Raw genomic sequence first — 17,060 nt, forward strand, 5'->3', positions numbered from 1 at the left:
CGACCGCATTACCCACCACTGCGACATCGTCGAGACCGGCAACGACAGCTGGCGATTCAAGCACCGCAGCTGACGCGCGGGACCACCGGCAGAAGATGCTTCGCGCTGGTTGCGCCTCCGGTCGGGCTACGCCCGCCCTACGCCGCAACCAGCGCGAACGGCACGCCCGCCATACCCGTCACACCGCTCGACAAACGGGGTCCCTTTTGGACGCCGATAGGGGGTCCTTTTTGGACGCCGATTGACACCTATACGATCAAGGGCCACGGGCTGCCCTTCGCCGGACACAAGGACAATCACGCCGGCCTCATGAACCCGGCGCAGATCGCCGCGCTGCGCAACGAGATGGGGATCGCGCCGGGCGACGAATGGACGCGCTGGGCGGGTGCGGGCAGCAACGTCGCGGCGGCGCTGGCCGATCTGGTCGCCGCCACGCCGATCGCACGGCAGAAGCGCTCGACCGCGCTGCCCGAGTTGCCGGTGCCGAGCATCGCCGCGCCGGCGGGCACGGAACAGTCGACGCAGGCAGCGTTCGGCAAGATCCTGCTCGATCTGGCCAAGGACGGCTCGCCGCTCGCCGATCGCATCGTCACCACCTCGCCCGACGTCACGGTCTCGACCAATCTCGGGGCGTGGGTGAACCAGCGTGGATTGTTCCGGCGACAGCAGTTCGAGGACGTGTTCCGCCGCGCACGCATCCCGTCGGCCCAGAAGTGGGAGGGCGGGGCAGCCGGGCAGCATATCGAGCTGGGCATCGCCGAGAACAACCTGTTCCTCATGCTGGCCGCCCTGGGGCTGGCGGGCGCGGTGTTCGGCGAGCGGTTGATCCCGATCGGTACCGTCTACGATCCCTTCATCGCGCGTGGCCTTGATGCGCTGAACTACGCCTGCTACCAGGATGCCCGCTTCGTGCTGGTCGCGACGCCATCAGGCGTGACGCTGGGACCGGAAGGCGGCGCGCACCAGTCGATCAACCCGCCGCTGATCGCGATGGGGCAGCCCGGCCTGCGGCATTACGAGCCTGCCTTCGTCGACGAGCTTGCCGTGCTGATGGAGGAAGCATTCCACCTCGTGCAGGCACCCGACGGAGAGTCGGTCTATTTCCGTCTGACCACGCGCAGCGTGGCGCAAGTCGCGCGCACCGACGACGCCTGGCGGGCGGATGCGATCCGTGGCGCCTATTGGCTGAAGGTGCCCGGCACCGCGGCGGAGGCCGCGATCGTCGTGATGGGGGCGCTCGCGACCGAGGCGCTCGCGGCATGGGAGATGATGCGCGACGACTTGCCCGGCCTGGGCCTGCTGGTCGTCACTTCCCCCGACCTGCTGCGCCGCGACTGGGGCGCGGCAACCGCGGCCTGGGGCCCGGTGCGTCGGGGCTCGCACATCCAGCGGTTGCTCGGCGCCTTGCCGCCTGGCGCCGGGCTGGTCACCATGGTGGATGGTTCACCGGGTGCGTTGTCGTGGTTGGGCAGCGTCGATGGACGGCGCGTCTCCCCGCTCGGCGTCGACCGGTTCGGTCAGACCGGCGACCTGCCGGATCTATATCGGCATCACCGCCTCGACGCCGATGCGGCGGTCGACGCGATGGCCCATCTGTTCGTGGGCTGACGCCGGTGTGCCGCACCACGTCGCCGCGGTCTCGGGGAGGCGACGGTCGCGCATTGCCTCCCCTAGGCGAAGCAGGCGATCCCGTACATCTACGTGACCATCGATATCTGTATGGATGTACTGCCTACTCTTCGCCCGGATTTGAATGTGGCATCGGCTGCGCGCGATGTGCAGCTGATGGTCGATGATTTCATCTTCAGGGCGCTGGCGCTGATCGAGGTTGGGGGTGCAACGCGATGATCCGTACGGACGAGCCGGGGCGGACGGCACGGCCCGGGTCGACCACCCGACCCAGGCCTTCGCGTCTATCGTTGCGGCAGCATCGCCATCTCGCGCTCGGCATAGCGCGCGCCCTGCACGCCGCTCATGGCGTCCGCGATCCGCGCGCGGTCCTCGGGCGTCAGCTCGATGTCGACCGCGTCGATATTGTCGTCGAGGTTGGCGATCTTGCGCGAGCCGGGAATGGGGACGATGTCGTCGCCCTGCGCCAGCACCCAGGCGAGCGCGAGTTGCGCAGGCGTCACGCCCTTCTCCTCGGCGATCGCGCGCAGGCGGTCGACCAGCTTCAGGTTTGCGTCGAGATTGGCGGCGTCGAAGCGCGGTAGCGTGGCGCGGAAGTCGTTGGCTTCGAGATCGGCCTTGCTGCGAATCTTACCCGACAGGAAGCCACGGCCGAGGGGGCTGTAGGGCACCAGGCCGATGCCGAGTTCGCGGCAGGTCGCCAGCATCTCCTCTTCGACGTAGCGTTCCCAGAGCGAGTATTCGCTCTGCAGCGCGGTGATCGGATGGACCGCATGGGCGCGGCGGAGCTGGTCGGCGGTGACTTCTGACAGGCCGAGGAAGCGCGCCTTGCCTGCCTGTACCAGTTCGGCCATCGCGCCGACCGACTCCTCGATCGGCGTCTTGGGGTCGGGGCGGTGCAGATAGAACAGGTCGATCACGTCGGTGCCGAGCCGTCGCAGCGATCCCTCGATCGCGCGACGGGCATTGTCCGGCGTGCCGTCGGCGCCGCGCATCCGCTCGAATCCGGTGCCACCCTCCGGCGCGACGTCGAAGCCGAACTTGGTGGCGATCACGACCTTGTCGCGGACGTCCTTGAGTCCGCGGCCGACGATCTCCTCATTCTCATAGGGGCCATAGACCTCGGCGGTGTCGAAGAAGGTGATGCCGCGGTCGACCGCATGGTGCAACGTGGCGATCGACGCCGCCTCGTCCTGTCCGCCATAGGCGGCGGTGAAGCCCATGCAGCCGAGGCCGATCGCGGATACCTCGAGCTCGCCCAGTTTGCGTTCTTGCATCGTCGTCGCTCCTTGTTTCGATGACGGCGGCATTATTGGCTCCCCGCATTGTGCGGAGTAGATGGTGCTGATCGAACGTGCTGTTCGACCAGGTGAGACAATGGATCGCGAACGGCTGGCACGATTGAGCATCTTCGCAGCGGTCGCGAAGGCGGGCGGGTTCCGGGCGGCGGCCAGGGGGCTGCGGCTGTCGCCCTCCGCCGTCAGCCATGCGGTGGCGGAACTGGAGGCGGCGCTCGGGGTGCGGCTATTCAACCGGTCGACGCGCAGCCTGGCGCTGACCGATGCCGGATGCGCCCTGCTCGATCGCGTCGGCCCCGCGCTCGGCGAGATCGACGCGGCGGTGGCCGATGCACGCGACAGCGATGCGGCGCCGGCGGGACCGGTGCGGATCACCTTGACGCCCTTGTCCGCGCATGCCCTGTTCGCACCGCATCTCGCCGCCTTCGTGGCGGCCTATCCGGGGATCACGCTCGATCTGGTGATCGACGACCGGTTCGTCGATACGGTGGCGGAGGGCTATGACCTCGGCGTGCGACTGGGCGAAACGCTGCGGCCCGACATGATCGCGACGCGGATCGGCGGGGCGCTGCGGATGGCGGCAGTGGCCTCGCCCGGCTACCTCGCGCGTCATGGGCGGCCCCGGACATTGGAAGACCTGCCCAGCCACCGCTGCCTGCATCGTCGGCTCGGCGCGGGCGTGTATCGCTGGGAAGTGACGCGCGATGGCGCGGACCTGATCCTCGATGCCCTGCCGCAAACGCTGATCGTCAACGACGATGCGCTGCTGCGGCGCGCGGTGTGCGACGGGGCGGGCATCGCGTTCGTGATCGAAAGCGTCATCGCCGACGACTTGGCGGCGGGGCGACTGGTTGAGCTGTTCCCCGAACATTGCCCGCCCTTTCCCGGCTTCTTCATCTATCACGCCAGCCGCCGGCAGATGCGTCCGGCGGTGCGGGCGACGATCGACTTCTTCGTCGCCGCCAACCGCGTCGATGGAGGATGAACCGCTTCACGCTCCATCGCCCAGCCGCTCGGCGAGGAAGTCGATCAGGACGCGTACGCGGGCGGGCATGGTCGAGCCCCCGACGAACAGCAGGTGAAGCGGTTCGCGGTCCTGCGGATTGAACGCTTCGAGCAACGGGATCAGCCGGCCATCGGCCAGCTCGTCCTTCACCGCGAACGTCCCGATCCGCGCGATGCCGACCCCGGCGAGCGCAAGCTGGGCGAGCGATTCTCCGTTATTGGCCTCGATCGAGCCGGTAACGTCTGGTGCCATGTCGACACCGCCGCGGCGAAAGGGCCAGCCCGGCTCCGCGCGCCGAAAGCTGAAGCTGAGGCAATTGTGTCGGAACAGGTCTTCGGGCTGCTCGGGTGTCCCGTGGCGTGCGAGATACGAGGGCGAGGCGACCACCACCCGGCCGGTCTCGCCAATGCGGCGCGCCGTCAGCGGGCTGTCGGCTAGCTGCCCGAAGCGTATCGCAACATCGGCCTGTCCGCCAAGTATGTCGACCACACGGTCGCTGAGGTTGAGATCGACGAGGATGTCGGGATAGCGGGCGGTAAATTCCGCCAGCAGCGGCACGACATAGAGGCGGCCATGGGCGAGCGAGGCGGTCAGGCGCACACGCCCACGCGGCGATGCCTGATCGGCGATGGCTTCCTCCACCTCGGTCAGGTCGGCAAGGATCCGGCGCGCAGCGCGCAGATAGGTCTGGCCTTCTGCGGTCAGCGTCAGGGTCCGCGTGGTCCGGATCAGTAGCCGAACACCCAGCCGCGCCTCGATCCGCGCGATCACCCGGCTGACCGCGGACGGTGCCAGTTGCAAGGCGCGGGCCGCCGCCGACAGGCTGCCCTGCTCCATGACGGTGACGAACACCATCATCTCACCCGATCGGCCGCTGAAATCCATTCGTGCTTCCATCGCAAAGGTGCTTGCCAGAATCACAGGCTACACAGTGCGGCTTCGGATCGCCATTCCTGCTCACGCAATGATGGAGGTCGATATGCGCTTGAATCCCTCTCTGCTCGCGCTGGCGGCGGGCGCCTTCGGTATCGGCGTCACGGAATTCGCGCCGATGGGGATGCTGCCATCGATCGCGGCCGATCTGCACATCTCCATTCCCGTCGCCGGGTTGCTGGTCAGCGCCTATGCGATCGGGGTGGTGATCGGCGCGCCGTTGATGACGCTGACCACGGGGCGGGTGGACCGGCGGACGTTGCTTATCGCGCTGATGGGCATCTTCACGCTCGGCAACCTGCTGTCCGCGCTGGCGAGCGGCTATTGGATGCTGATGGCGGCGCGGATCGTGACCTCGTTCAACCATGGCGCCTTCTTCGGCGTGGGATCGGTGGTCGCGGCGAGTCTCGTCGCGCCCGACAAACGCGCGGGTGCGGTTGCGGCGATGTTCACCGGGCTGACGATCGCGACGATCGGCGGCGTGCCGCTGGCGACCTGGGCGGGCGAGGTGCTGGGCTGGCGCACCGCCTTTGCCGGGATCGCAGGGGTCGGCGTCGTGGCGATGCTGTCGCTGCGGCTCGCGTTGCCGTCGCTACCGGCGGTGGAGGGCGGCGATATACGTGCGGAACTGGGCGTGCTGACCCGCAGGCCGGTGCTGCTGGCGCTGGCGCTGACGGTGGTGGGGGCGAGCGCGATGTTCACCGTCTTCACCTATATCGTCCCGATCCTGCGCCACGAGACACAGGCCTCGACCGGGTTCGTGACGGCAATGCTGGTGCTGTACGGGATCGGCCTGACAATCGGGAACATGGTCGGTGGCAAGCTGGCCGACCGCTCGGTCGAGCGGACGCTGGTGGGCAGCTTCATCGTGCTGGCCGCGGTGCTGGTCATGTTCGCGGGCGCGATGCACTGGCCGGTGCCGGGCGCCATCGCCATCTTGATCTGGGGCATCGCCAGCTTTGCGATCGTGCCGCCGTTGCAGATGCGCGTGATGGAGGCGGCGGCCGAGGCACCGAACCTCGCGTCCGCCATGAACATCGGCGCGTTCAACCTCGGCAACGCGATCGGCGCGGCGCTGGGCGGTGGCGTGATCGGGGCCGGATGGGGCTATCCGGCGGTGTCGCTGGTTGGTGCCGGGATGGCCGCCGCTGCGCTGGCGATGGTGTTCGCGTTCCGTCGCGGCCGTTCTGCCGGTCGCAGCAGGGCATTCTCGCCGGTCGCACAGCACTGATCCACGCCACTTTATGGAGACTGACCATGCGCGCCATTGGATACCGTGACACCGGGACTATCGACCGGCCGGACGCGCTCGTCGAGTTCGATCGTCCCGATCCCGTCCCGACCGGCCGTGAGCTGCTGGTCGAGGTGAAGGCGGTGTCGGTCAATCGCGTCGACGTGAAGGTGCGCGGCGGCATGGTCCTCCGGCAGGACGGCGAGCGGGTGATCGGCTGGGACGCCAGCGGCATCGTCCGCGGCGTCGGGCCGGACGTGTCGCTGTTCCGCATCGGCGACGCGGTGGCCTATGCCGGTGAGATCGGGCGGTCGGGTACGAATGCCGAACGGCACCTCGTCGATGAACGACTGGTCGGTCCCAAGCCCGCCAGCCTCGACTGGGCGGAGGCGGCCGCGCTGCCGCTCACCAGCGTGACCGCCTGGGAGATGCTGTTCGACCGGCTCGACGTCAATCGGCCCGTCGTCGGCGCGGCGCCTGCTATCCTTATCATCGGTGGCGCCGGCGGGGTGGGGTCGATCGCGATCCAATTGGCGCGTCAGCTGACCGACCTGACGGTGATCGCAACCGCCTCCCGGCCGGAGACGCGCGCCTGGGCGGAAACGATGGGCGCGCACCATGTCTTCGACCATGCCCGGCCCCTGCCGCCGCAGGTCGAGGCGCTCGGCATCGGCGCGCCGGCGTTCGTCTTCTCGACCACCCATTCCGACCGGCATCGACTCGCCATCGCGGAGTTGATCGCTCCGGAAGGGCGGTTCGGGCTGATCGACGACCCGGAGGTGTTCGACATCGTACCGTTCAAGGCGAAGTCGGTATCGATCCACTGGGAACTGATGTTCACCCGATCGCTTCCGCCGGCGGCGGACATGGGGCGCCAGGGGCAGATTCTGGGCGAGATCGCGCGGATGGTCGATGACGGCCGCATCCGCTCCACCCTCACCGAACGGCTTTCGCCTATCGGCGTGGCAACGCTCGCCCACGCGCACCGCAAGGTCGACCGCGGCACCATGCGCGGCAAGATCGCGCTGGAGGGATGGGCGTGATCCATCCGTAGCCGAGCCGAAGCGACGCCGTCATGATGATCCCTTCATGGAACCCGGATCGTCGACGGGGATCGCGGCGGCGGCTGGTTCTCAGCCGACCGATGCGGTGACGGTCGCGTCGGGCTCTCGTGATCGACGCGCGTCGGTTTGATGACGCGCAATGGCCGCTGAAGAGGTGCAGCGCCGCCATCGGGATGCGGATCGCTATCGCCGCCCCGCCTATACCGTCTCGGCGGCGCAGAAGCGGGCTAGCATATCGGGGTCGGTCAGCCGGATGCTGCCATAGCCGCGCGCGATCGCGCCCGCCGCCTCCAGTGTCGCCAGATGCACACTCGTGGTCTTGCGCGACAGGCCGCACAGTTCGGCGAGGTCCGCCTGTGACAGCGGCGCTGCGCCGTCCTCCGCGAACGGGCGCAGGCGCGCGGCGATGCGTGCGATCGGCGGCAGCGCCAGCATCTCGGCCAGGCCGTGGACGCTGGCGTCGAGCTGGGCGTAGACCAGCGTGCTGACGGCATGCCAGATCGCGGGCTGGTCCACCGCGATCCGCCCCAGCGCGCTGTCGCCGACGGTCACGACCCGGCTGGGCGGCCCGGCGCGCGCGGTGACAATGCGCGGGCCGCCGCCGTGCCGCCGTGATTGGCCGAAGGCGGTGCCGGCGCGTGCGACGCCGATCAGGACGGTCCGTTCGTCGACCACCGTCTCCAGCCGCAACAGCCCGTCGACGACCATGACGATGCCGGTATCCTCGTCGCCCTGGCCGTATACCCATTGCCCCGGCGCCAGCGCGCGTGGCGACGCCGCGGCGGCGATCGCGTCGCGCAGCGCGGCGGGGAGGGGGGCGAACCAGCGGTTCGCACCGAGGCGATCGGCCATGTCCACCCCACAATGTAACGAAGGTGGCATTTGCTGGCGAGGGGGCCTGCTACACCCGCGACAGCAATGGACGAGGAGAGAGTGGATGGCTTCAGTGACGTGGCACCCGTTGTCGGAGCATGTCGGGGTCGAGGCGCGCGACGTCGACCTGAACGCGCTGGACGACGACACGTTCGGTGCGCTGCGCGCGGCGGTCGCGGACCATGGCGTCCTGTTCATCCGCGACCAGTCGCTGACCCCCGAACAGCATATCGCCTTCGCACGCCGCTGGGGCGAGATCGACATCAACAGATACTTCCCAGCCAATGGCGGCCACCCCGAAATCGCTGAGGTGCGCAAGGCGGAAAACCAGCAGACCAATATCGGCGGCGGCTGGCACACCGATCACAGTTACGATCCGGTCCCCGCGATGGGGTCGATCCTGCTGGCGCGGGAGACCCCGCCGACCGGCGGCGACACGCTGTTCGCCGGGCTGGGCGCGGCGTTCGACAGCCTGTCGGAGGGGATGAAGGCGACGCTGCGGGGCCTGCGCGCGGTGCATTCGGCGGACCATATCTACAGCGCCGACGGCATCTATGCGAAGACCGACCAGGCCGCCGACCTGAAGGGGCATGACGAACGCACCCATGCCGAACATCCGGTGGTGATCCGCCATCCGGCGACCGGGCGGGAGATATTATACGTCAATCCCGCCTTCACGCTGCACTTCGCCGGCTGGACCCGCGCGGAAAGCCTGCCGCTGCTGACCTATCTCTACCAGGTGGCGATGCAGGAGAAGTTCCACTGCCGCGTCAGCTGGGCGCCGGGTTCGATCGCGATCTGGGACAATCGTTCGACCTGGCATTGCGCGATGAACGATTACCAGGGCCACCGGCGCCTGATGCATCGCATCACGATCGCCGGCGAACCGTTGACCTGACGGGTTACAGGTTCGGACCGATGCGCGCGGGCGGGCGCGGGACGACGATCTCGCGCCCGTATTTGGTCAGCGGCTGTCCCCCGCTGACGAAATCGAACAGTCCGGCCAGCTTCTGCAGCACGCGCAGCCCGCTGACCTGCTTCTGCGTAAAGTTGGTCAGCCGGTTCAGCCGCGCCTGGAACAGCGCCTGCTGCGTGTCGAGCAGGTCGAAGACCGAGCGGTTGCCCGAGCGGAATTGCTCGCGATACAGCGTCACGACCTTTTCCGCGGCGGCGACCTGCGATTCGATCGTCGCCATCTTGTCGTTGGCGGCGGCGAGCGACTGGAAGTCGATGCGCAGATCCTGTTCGACGTTGCGGCGCACGCGATCCACCTCGTAATCCGATTCGCGCACGCGCGCCTCGATCCGGCGCATCAGCGCATAATCGGCGCCGCCGCGCAGGATGTTATAGGTGAGGGTGACGACGACGCGCGCATCCTCGTTGCGGCCGGTGCGGCCCATCACTTCGTTGCGGAGGTTCGCCTGCGCATCCAGCCCGATGCGTGGGTAGAAGGCGGCCTTCTGGCTAAGCAGCTGCTTTTCGATCGAGCGGCGGTTCTGCACCGCCTGTGCCAGTTCGGGGTTGTGATCCTCGATCATCTGGACTGCCGCATCCGCATCGGCGGGCAGCGCGGTATCTACGGGCGGCAGGTCGGTCGCGCGGCCCGGCAGGTGCCCGGTCAGGCGGCGGTAGGATTCGCGCTGCTGCTGCAACTGGCTCTGCGCGTCCAGCAGCTGCGCCTGAAGGTTGTCCTGCCGCACCTGTGCGCGGCTGACATCGGCGGCGGTGGTGAGGCCCAGGTCCTTCTGCACCTGGATCGTGCGCGACATCTTCGCCTGGGTGGCGATCTCCTCCTCGATCAGCTCGACCGTGCGCTGCTTTTCCAGCAGGCTGAGATAGGCAGCGGTCGTTTCGAACGCGATCCGCTCGATCTGTTCGCGCGTGTTCCATTCCGCGCTGGAAAAGGCGGCGCGTGCGCGCTTTATGTCATTGATCGTCGCGCCGAAGTCCCAAATGTTCTGGTGGAGCGACAGAACGCCTTCGCTACGGCGCAGCACCGTGTTGTCGGTCGCCTGATAGGGCAGGACATATTCCGGCCCGCTGGCCAGCGACAGGTCGATGCGCGGCAGATAGGCGGCGCGCGCCTCGCCGATCGCGTAGCGCGCATCGTCCTGGCGGGCGAGCGCGATCTGAATGTCCGGGTTCTTGCGCAGCAGCTCGATGATCGCGGCACGTAGCGGCTCGTTCTCGCCCGGTCTGGCGAGCGCCGCGGGATCGGCGGGCGCGGCGATCGCGGGCGCGTCCTGTGCGGCGGCGGCGGACGGGCCGCACAACACGGCACCGGCGAGCAGCGCGGCGCCCAGGCGATGACCCGCGCGAATGCGGGCGGACGGACTGGACATGAAAACTCCCCCGGTCTTCGTGTGATCGGCAATGCGGCGGCCGCGCGTGGCGGCCGGTGCAAGAGTGGTGAGCGGCGAGATCATTCGCGCAGCGCCCCGTCGCGGATGCGGATGAATGGCCCAAGGATGTAGTCGAGGATGCTCTGGTGGCCCGAGCGGATGTCGACCTCAGCGGTCATGCCCGGCAGCACCGGCTTTTCCGGGCCGAACCGTCCGGTGTCCGCGCGCAGGCGGACGCGATAATAGAGTTCGCCCTTGGGATCCTGGATCGCGTCGGGCGAAATATCGTCGACGGTGGCGTCGAGCCCGCCGTAGATCGCCGAGTCATAGGCGGAGATCTTCGCCACCGCGGGCAGCCCCGGCCAGATGTTACCGCGATCGCGCGGCGCGACGCGCGCCTCGATCACCACCAGCTTGTCGGCGGGGACGATCTCCACCAGCGGATCGCCCGGCTTGGCGACGCCGCCGACGGTCTGCACCAGGATCTTGTTGACGTAACCGTCCATCGGCGCACGCACCTCCTCGCGGAAGTTGCGATCCTGATAGGCGTTGAGCGCCTGACCGGCCTTCGACACCTCCAGCCGCAGCGTCGCGGCTTTCTCGCGCGTGTCGGTCAGGTAGCGGGTCCATGCCTCGCCGCGCTTGGCGACGGTCTCGGACAGGTCGGCCTGCGACTTGGGGATCGAGGTCATCGCGTCGGAAATGCGCGTGCGCAGCTGTTGCAGGTCGGTCTGCTTTTCCAGCACCGCGGTTTCCGACACCGCTTCCGCCAGCAGCGCCTTTTGCAGGCGGTCGAGCTGGTTCTGCACCATCCGTTCCTCCGCGCGCAGGCTGGCGATACGCGACTGCGCGCTGCCGATCTCGGCGCGATAGCCCTGGATCTGGCGGTCGAAGACGCTCATCTGCTGCTGGATGTCGGCATGGCGCGAGCGGAAGAACGCTTCTTCCGATGCGGCGATGTCCGGCGCCAGCCGCGCAAGGTCCTTGGGCGTGGTGAAGGACGACGCGCCGGCGGCCTCCGCCTCCAGCCGGGCCAGCGCGATATGGCGCGCGGCGACGTCGGTCTGGGCGTTGTTCAGTTCGGCGCTCGACTGCTGGTTCGACAGTTTGAGCAGGATGTCGCCCTTGCGGACGCGCTGCCCCTCACGCACCAGAATCTGTTTGACGATGCCGCCTTCCAGATGCTGGACGACCTGGTTCTGCACGGACGGCAGCACCCGGCCGGCGCCGCGCGTGACCTTGTCGATCTGGAAGAAGGTGGCCCAGGCGATCGCGATCACCAGAAGGAGGCCCATCACCTTCAGCAGGCGGCGCGACGGCTCGGTGCGCACCCGCGCGCTCCACGGATGCAATCCGTCGATCGCGGTGGTGCGCGCATCGGTTTCCGAAAAGGATTGCCGGTTCTGGACTATATGCTTGAGAGCATCCGTCCAGCGAACGCTCCCTGGCATGTCGGCAAAGCTGCTCATCATCGTTCCCGTCGAAGTTACGGTCCATGTAATCGGCAGCTGTTTACGAAGTGTTATCCTTAAAAAGGCTTAAACCATCCCACGATTGTGGAGAAACGCACGTGGCGGTTCGGTGGGATAACGTTGGACGGATAGTAAAAGGCCGGATCGACAGCTTTCGCGGCAAGTCGATGGGCCAATGGAAATCCGATGATTTCAATGGGATGCTTCTGGTCGAGGCGTTGGTCGGCGTGGCGTCTTCGGCGGGCAAGGCGATCGACGCCGCCGGGCTGACGGCGGCGCTGCCGACCGCGAGCGGCGATCTCGATCCGCGATTCGCGCCGATCGCGATGGCGCGGATCGACCTGGACGCACGCTGGGTGGCGCGGCCGATCCGCGAGCTGGCGCCGGTCGACCTACCCGCGATCGTGCGGCTGCCGGACGACCGGTTCGTGGTGGTCACCGCGATGCCCGCGCCGGGCGTCGTGACGCTGGTCGACGGCGATGGCGAGCGCAGCGTGCTGCTGGAGGAATTCGCGCCCGCCGCAACCGGCGACCTGTTGATGATCGGGCATATCGATCCGGCCAACGGCAGCCTGGTCGGCGACGAGCGCGAGCGCATCCGCGCCAATCCGCGGCTCTGGCTGATCTCCAGCTTCCTGACCGAACGGCGCAACTTCATCCAGCTGCTGGGCGCGGCGCTGTTCCTGAACCTGTGCGGGTTCGCCATCCCGCTGTACATGCGCGCGATCTACGACCGCGTGGTGCCCAACCTGGCGCTGGAATCGCTGTGGGCGCTGTCGTCGGGGATCGTGCTGGTGCTGATCTTCGAATGTCTGTTCAAGCAGATCCGCTCGACCTTCATCGACGCGATCGGGCTGCGCATCGGGCAGGCGATCCAGCATCGCGCGATGTCGTCGATCCTGCAGGCGCGGATCGACAAGTCCAACTGGACCGTCGGCAGCATGATGACCGCGCTGCGCGACATCGAATCGATGGCGATGCTGGTGCCGACCGCGATCGTGACCTTTTGTATCGACATTCCGTTCTTCTTCCTGTTCCTGGCGCTAATCGCGATGATCGGCGGCTGGACGGTGATGGCGCCGGTGCTGGGCGCGCTGGCGATGCTGGCGGCGGGCGCGGTGTCCGCCTATGCGCTGAAATTCGGGGCGAAGCGCAGCAACAAGCTGCTCCAGGCGCGCAACAACCTGGTCGCCGACGTCGTCGCCAGCCTGCACACGATCAAAAGCAACCAGGCCGAGGGGCGCTTCCTGCGGCGCTGGGACAATCTGTCCGACCATGTCGGCATGACCGGCAAGGCGACGCGCGCATGGGTGGACCTGCCGTCCACCGCGTCCGCGTTCATCGTGCAGGCGGTGACGGTGGTGATCGTCGTCATCAGCATCTACCAGATCCAGGCGGGCGTGATGACCGCGGGCGCGCTGATCGCTTGCAACATGCTGGCGGGACGCGCGATGGGGCCGATCTCCGCCGCGATCATGGTGGTGTCGAAAAGCTACCAGAGCCTGGGGCAGTTCGCCGCGCTGGCCGACCTGCTGGCGCTGGAGCCGGAGAGTGAGACGTCCGACGCCGCGGTGCAGGGGCGCACGTTCCATGGGCGGATCGCGTTCCAGGAAGTCGGCTACGTCTATCCCGATACCAACGTGTCGGTACTGCGCGACATCAACGTCGAGGTGAAGCCAGGCGAGAAGATCGGCATCATCGGCGCGGCCGGATCGGGCAAGTCCACGCTGCTCAAGCTGATGGGCGGGCTGATCGCGCCGGGCGCGGGGCGGGTGCTGGTCGACGGCCATGCGATCGAGCAATTCTCCGCCGCGCAACTGCGCGAGAACATCGCCTTCGCCACGCAGGAAGCGGTGCTGTTCGACGACAGCATCTACGAGAATATCGTGCTGGGCGCGCCCAATCCCGATCCGGCGCTGCTGGAGCGTGCGGTGCACACCGCCGGCGTCCACCATTTCGCCGCGCGGTCGAAGGAAGGGCTGAGCCGCTCCGTCGGCGTCGGCGGCTGCCGCCTGTCGGGCGGGCAGCGGCAGGCGGTGGTGCTGGCGCGCGCGTTCATGCGCGATCCGCGCATCCTGCTGCTGGACGAACCGACCGCGGCGATGGACGTCGACGGCGAACATGCCGTGATCCGCGGACTGCGCGAATTCGGCGCGGGCCGCACGATGATCATCGCCACACATCGGTTCGCGGTGCTCGAACTGGTCGATCGCGTCATCTGGATGGAGGACGGGCGGATCATGAGCGACCTGCCGCGCAGGGAGATGCTGGAGAGCCTGCGCCAGCAGAAGGCCAAGGCGGCCTAGCCGGCGGATGAGCAAACACGGTTATCAGAACGTTAGCGAAATGTTCGTAAGAGGCGGCATGACGCTCGGGGCGGAGGCATAAGGTGGCAGGCGCATCGGAAGACGGCGAGGCAAATCACTGGCCGGCGTTTGTCGACGTGCTGACGGCCGTCATCATGGTCGTCACCTTCCTGCTCGTCATCATGAGCGCGGCGATCATGCATCTGTCCAAGCGCACCGTCGAGGTGATGCAGCAGAAGATCGAGGTGCTTCAGGACAGCCGACGCGCCGCCGAGGCTGCGCGGGCCGGAAAGGCGCCGGCGGATGGTGGCGGTACGCAGGACACCGGTGCAATCGGGCTGAAGCCGATTTCCTCCCCGCGTGACGCCGCGGCGGGTTCCTCGATCGCGCAGCTCGGCTCGCCGCTGGTGTCGGAAACGATCGTCAACGGCAAGGACAGCCTGACGATCCTGACCCGGGACACGCCCGACACACAGCGTATTCGCGTGAAGTCGGCCGAACAGCCCAAGGAAACACGCGGCGCGCAGGTCACGTCATCCTCCACGCTGCTGCGGGTCGATTTCGATGCCGATGCGATCCGCTACACCGACGAGGACGCCAAAAAGGTGCTCGACTTCCTGAAAACGTCGGTCCGGCCGGGCACGAAATATGAGGTGTGGTCGCTGGTCGCTGGGGCCGGATCGGTGTCGGAACCGATGCGCATCGCCTTCTACCGCGCCGCGACTACGCGCAACCTGCTGATCCAGGCAGGCATCAAGCCCGGCGACATCGTCACGCAGAGCCGCGTGGTCGATCCGACGTCGGGCGACGGCAACAGTGTCCGCATCGTGGTGAAGAACTGAAGGCGATCGAGATGGAACGAAAGATACGCTCCGAACTCATCAAGATGATCGTCATCATGACGATCCTCCTGTCGATCGGCGCCTACGCCCACGACTTCGTCATCGCCGGCATCAAGGCGAAGGCGGCGCTGAACCTGTCGATCTTCGCGCTGTTCGGCGTCGCGGCGGGGTTGGCGTTCCGCAACGTGCTGGGGCTGCGCAACGAAGTCACCGCGCTGCACGCGTTGCAGACCGATTTCGACAGCGGCCGGCGCCGCGACGACGAACGTATCTATACGCAGCCGGCGATCATCTTCCGCGAACCCGTCCTGCTGGGGCAGGGCTACCGGCTGATTACCGAGCAATTGTCGAAGCAGGACGATTTCCAGATGCCGTCGGGCGTCGTGGAATCGCTGGTCCACAGCGTCGACCAGCGGATTGGCGACCGCAAGTCGGTGGTCGCCTATTTCGCGGGGCTGATGGTCTTCATGGGCCTGATCGGCGCGTTCATGGGGCTGATGCACACGGTCGGGTCGGTCGGCGACCTGATCGGCGGCATGGACATGTCGGGCAAGGGCGGCGACGATGCCATCGCCAAGATGATCGAGGGGATGAAGGCGCCGCTGCGCGGCATGTCGGTGGGCTTCAGCTCGTCGCTGTTCGGCCTGTCCACCTCGATGGTGCTGGGCGCGCTGGAACGGTGCATGACCACCGCGGCCAAGGCGCTGCGCGACGAATACGAACACTGGCTGTCGAACCTGGCGAAGCTGGAGACCACCGAGGCGGCCGAGGGCGATGCCGGCGGCATGGCGCACGTGACCCGGGCGATCGAGATGGCGGGGCGCCAGCTGTCGACGCTGCACACGACCGTCGAGGACAACCGCCGGCGCGAGGCCGCGACGCAGGGGTCGCTGACCGAGCTGGGGCAGGCCATGGTGGCGCTGACCCGAACGGTCGAGCGCGTCAGCGACCCCGCGCCGCTCGTCGAACCGATTGCGCGCACCGTGACCGACGTCGTGCGCCAGCAGGCGCGGCTGGTCGCCGAGATGGAATTGCTGTTCGAACAGGCGCGCGAGGATCGCGCGGTGATCCGCACGACCCTCGACGCGATCGCCCGGGCGACCGCGGCGCAGGCCGACGCTGCGCGCAGCGGCGCGGTGGTGGAGCGGCTCGACCGGCTGATCGCCGCGCAGGAAGCGGCCGCGCAACAGGATCCAGTGGTGATCGAATGGGGCGGCGGCGGTCCCGTCGACGCGCCGCGCGGTGCCCGATCGTTGCAGGAGCGGCTGCGCCAGGTGTTCACCGCCCGGCGCGACGATGTCGCGACCAGCCGCACCCAGCGGCGGATGGCGCAGCGGCTGGAGGCGCTGATCGAGCGCCAGCGACAGCTGGAGCAGGACCTGCGCAGCGAAGCCCTGCAGCTTCGGCGCGGGGCGGAAGCGGACAGCGCCGCCGCCGCCGAACTGCGCCGCGCGCTGGAGAGCGAGCGTGAGCGGCTGGCCGTCCTTGCGGAACTGGTGGGGCAGGACGACGTGCCGGTCGACATCGATGCCGCGCTGGAACGCGCGCGGCTTCAGATGGAGCTGCTGGCCATCAAGTCCGGGCGACTGCGCGATGCGCGCGCGGCGATGACCCAGAAGACCGCGAAAGGGTGACCGACATGCCGCTTTCCCATGACGTCGCCGCGCCCGCCGGCGCCCCCGAGATCGTCCGTGCGCCCGTCGCGGCGGGGCGTGGCCTGTTCCGGCGCAAGAAGCCGAGCCGGTACTACCGGCGCGTCGATTGCTATGCCGAAGCGTCGTTGCTGATGATCAGCAGCCGCGTGACGGTGGACGGGCGCGTACTGGACATTTCCCCCAAGGGTTGCCTGTTCCGCCCCGGACTGCGGTATCTGTTGCACCGGATGGACACGCCTATTCGCCTGACGATCGGCGACGTCGAGATCGATGGCCGGATCGTCAATACGATCACGCGCGGCTACGGCGTCGATTTCGACATGGAGATTTCGGACGAGCTGTTGCGCAGCATTGTCGACTGAATTGTCGGCCATTTCGCGCGGTCATTTCCGTTACTACTCGGAAATTG

At 67.7% G+C, this 17,060-nt stretch carries 15 protein-coding genes and 1 pseudogene; 11 read left to right on the forward strand and 5 right to left on the reverse strand.

Features of this window, described 5'->3' with window-relative positions; genetic code table 11:
- From COA17_RS20170 to COA17_RS19410, 3 genes and pseudogenes are all read left to right on the forward strand, one after another.
- Nucleotides 1-73: ATP-binding protein (locus COA17_RS20170; RefSeq protein WP_217991017.1), on the forward strand; the 73-nt coding region annotated here is incomplete at its 5' end.
- A gap of 176 nt (nt 74-249) precedes the next feature.
- Nucleotides 250-1,608: pseudogene (locus tag COA17_RS13075) on the forward strand (transketolase); the annotation flags it as partial.
- A gap of 93 nt (nt 1,609-1,701) precedes the next feature.
- Nucleotides 1,702-1,848, forward strand: a complete 147-nt coding sequence (locus tag COA17_RS19410; protein WP_176484905.1) for a hypothetical protein — start codon at nt 1,702-1,704, stop codon at nt 1,846-1,848.
- A gap of 65 nt (nt 1,849-1,913) precedes the next feature.
- Here COA17_RS19410 and COA17_RS13080 read toward each other — a convergent pair whose 3' ends face one another.
- The gene (locus tag COA17_RS13080) at nt 1,914-2,906 is read right to left on the reverse strand and encodes an aldo/keto reductase (protein WP_096613022.1); all 993 of its coding nucleotides are present in this window, start codon (nt 2,904-2,906) and stop codon (nt 1,914-1,916) included.
- A 100-nt stretch (nt 2,907-3,006) separates the two neighbouring features.
- Here COA17_RS13080 and COA17_RS13085 point away from each other — a divergent pair, with 100 nt between their 5' ends.
- On the forward strand, nt 3,007-3,912 hold the full coding sequence (locus COA17_RS13085) for a LysR family transcriptional regulator (protein WP_096613024.1): 906 nt from the start codon (nt 3,007-3,009) through the stop codon (nt 3,910-3,912).
- A 6-nt stretch (nt 3,913-3,918) separates the two neighbouring features.
- On the opposite strand, the gene COA17_RS13090 is transcribed toward COA17_RS13085, so the two are convergent.
- On the reverse strand, nt 3,919-4,818 hold the full coding sequence (locus tag COA17_RS13090) for a LysR family transcriptional regulator (RefSeq protein WP_096613026.1): 900 nt from the start codon (nt 4,816-4,818) through the stop codon (nt 3,919-3,921).
- A gap of 94 nt (nt 4,819-4,912) precedes the next feature.
- Here COA17_RS13090 and COA17_RS13095 point away from each other — a divergent pair, with 94 nt between their 5' ends.
- Nucleotides 4,913-6,097, forward strand: a complete 1,185-nt coding sequence (locus COA17_RS13095; protein ID WP_096613194.1) for an MFS transporter — start codon at nt 4,913-4,915, stop codon at nt 6,095-6,097.
- A 26-nt stretch (nt 6,098-6,123) separates the two neighbouring features.
- Entirely contained in the window at nt 6,124-7,140 is a 1,017-nt protein-coding gene (locus COA17_RS13100) for a zinc-binding alcohol dehydrogenase family protein (RefSeq protein ID WP_096613028.1), read from the forward strand.
- A gap of 219 nt (nt 7,141-7,359) precedes the next feature.
- On the opposite strand, the gene COA17_RS13105 is transcribed toward COA17_RS13100, so the two are convergent.
- Nucleotides 7,360-8,013 (reverse strand): Crp/Fnr family transcriptional regulator, encoded by a 654-nt coding sequence (locus COA17_RS13105; RefSeq protein WP_176484906.1) that lies wholly within the window; start codon nt 8,011-8,013, stop codon nt 7,360-7,362.
- Nucleotides 8,014-8,098: 85 nt separating this feature from the next.
- Here COA17_RS13105 and COA17_RS13110 point away from each other — a divergent pair, with 85 nt between their 5' ends.
- Nucleotides 8,099-8,932: a TauD/TfdA dioxygenase family protein gene (locus COA17_RS13110; protein WP_066490967.1), complete on the forward strand. Its 834-nt coding sequence runs from the start codon at nt 8,099-8,101 to the stop codon at nt 8,930-8,932.
- Between the two features lie 4 nt (nt 8,933-8,936).
- Here COA17_RS13110 and COA17_RS13115 read toward each other — a convergent pair whose 3' ends face one another.
- Together COA17_RS13115 and COA17_RS13120 are read right to left on the reverse strand one after the other, a co-directional pair.
- Nucleotides 8,937-10,376 carry a TolC family protein gene (locus tag COA17_RS13115; protein ID WP_066490969.1) on the reverse strand — a complete coding sequence of 480 codons (1,440 nt, stop codon included), beginning with the start codon at nt 10,374-10,376 and terminating at the stop codon, nt 8,937-8,939.
- A gap of 80 nt (nt 10,377-10,456) precedes the next feature.
- Nucleotides 10,457-11,845 carry an HlyD family type I secretion periplasmic adaptor subunit gene (locus tag COA17_RS13120; protein WP_176484907.1) on the reverse strand — a complete coding sequence of 463 codons (1,389 nt, stop codon included), beginning with the start codon at nt 11,843-11,845 and terminating at the stop codon, nt 10,457-10,459.
- Nucleotides 11,846-12,048: 203 nt separating this feature from the next.
- On the opposite strand from COA17_RS13120, the gene COA17_RS13125 reads away from it, so the two are divergent.
- From COA17_RS13125 to COA17_RS13140, 4 genes are all read left to right on the forward strand, one after another.
- On the forward strand, nt 12,049-14,154 hold the full coding sequence (locus COA17_RS13125; protein ID WP_176484908.1) for an ATP-binding cassette domain-containing protein: 2,106 nt from the start codon (nt 12,049-12,051) through the stop codon (nt 14,152-14,154).
- A gap of 83 nt (nt 14,155-14,237) precedes the next feature.
- Complete coding sequence (locus COA17_RS13130) at nt 14,238-14,996, forward strand: hypothetical protein (protein WP_096613036.1); 759 nt, start codon at nt 14,238-14,240, stop codon at nt 14,994-14,996.
- 11 nt (nt 14,997-15,007) lie between these two features.
- Nucleotides 15,008-16,630, forward strand: coding sequence for a coiled-coil domain-containing protein (locus tag COA17_RS13135; RefSeq protein ID WP_096613038.1), 1,623 nt, complete (start codon nt 15,008-15,010; stop codon nt 16,628-16,630).
- A gap of 5 nt (nt 16,631-16,635) precedes the next feature.
- Nucleotides 16,636-17,013 carry a PilZ domain-containing protein gene (locus COA17_RS13140; protein ID WP_141397098.1) on the forward strand — a complete coding sequence of 126 codons (378 nt, stop codon included), beginning with the start codon at nt 16,636-16,638 and terminating at the stop codon, nt 17,011-17,013.
- Nucleotides 17,014-17,060: the final 47 nt, after the last annotated feature.

Source organism: Sphingomonas ginsenosidimutans (assembly GCF_002374835.1).
In the GTDB taxonomy this organism is placed as follows: Bacteria; Pseudomonadota; Alphaproteobacteria; order Sphingomonadales; family Sphingomonadaceae; genus Sphingomonas; species Sphingomonas ginsenosidimutans.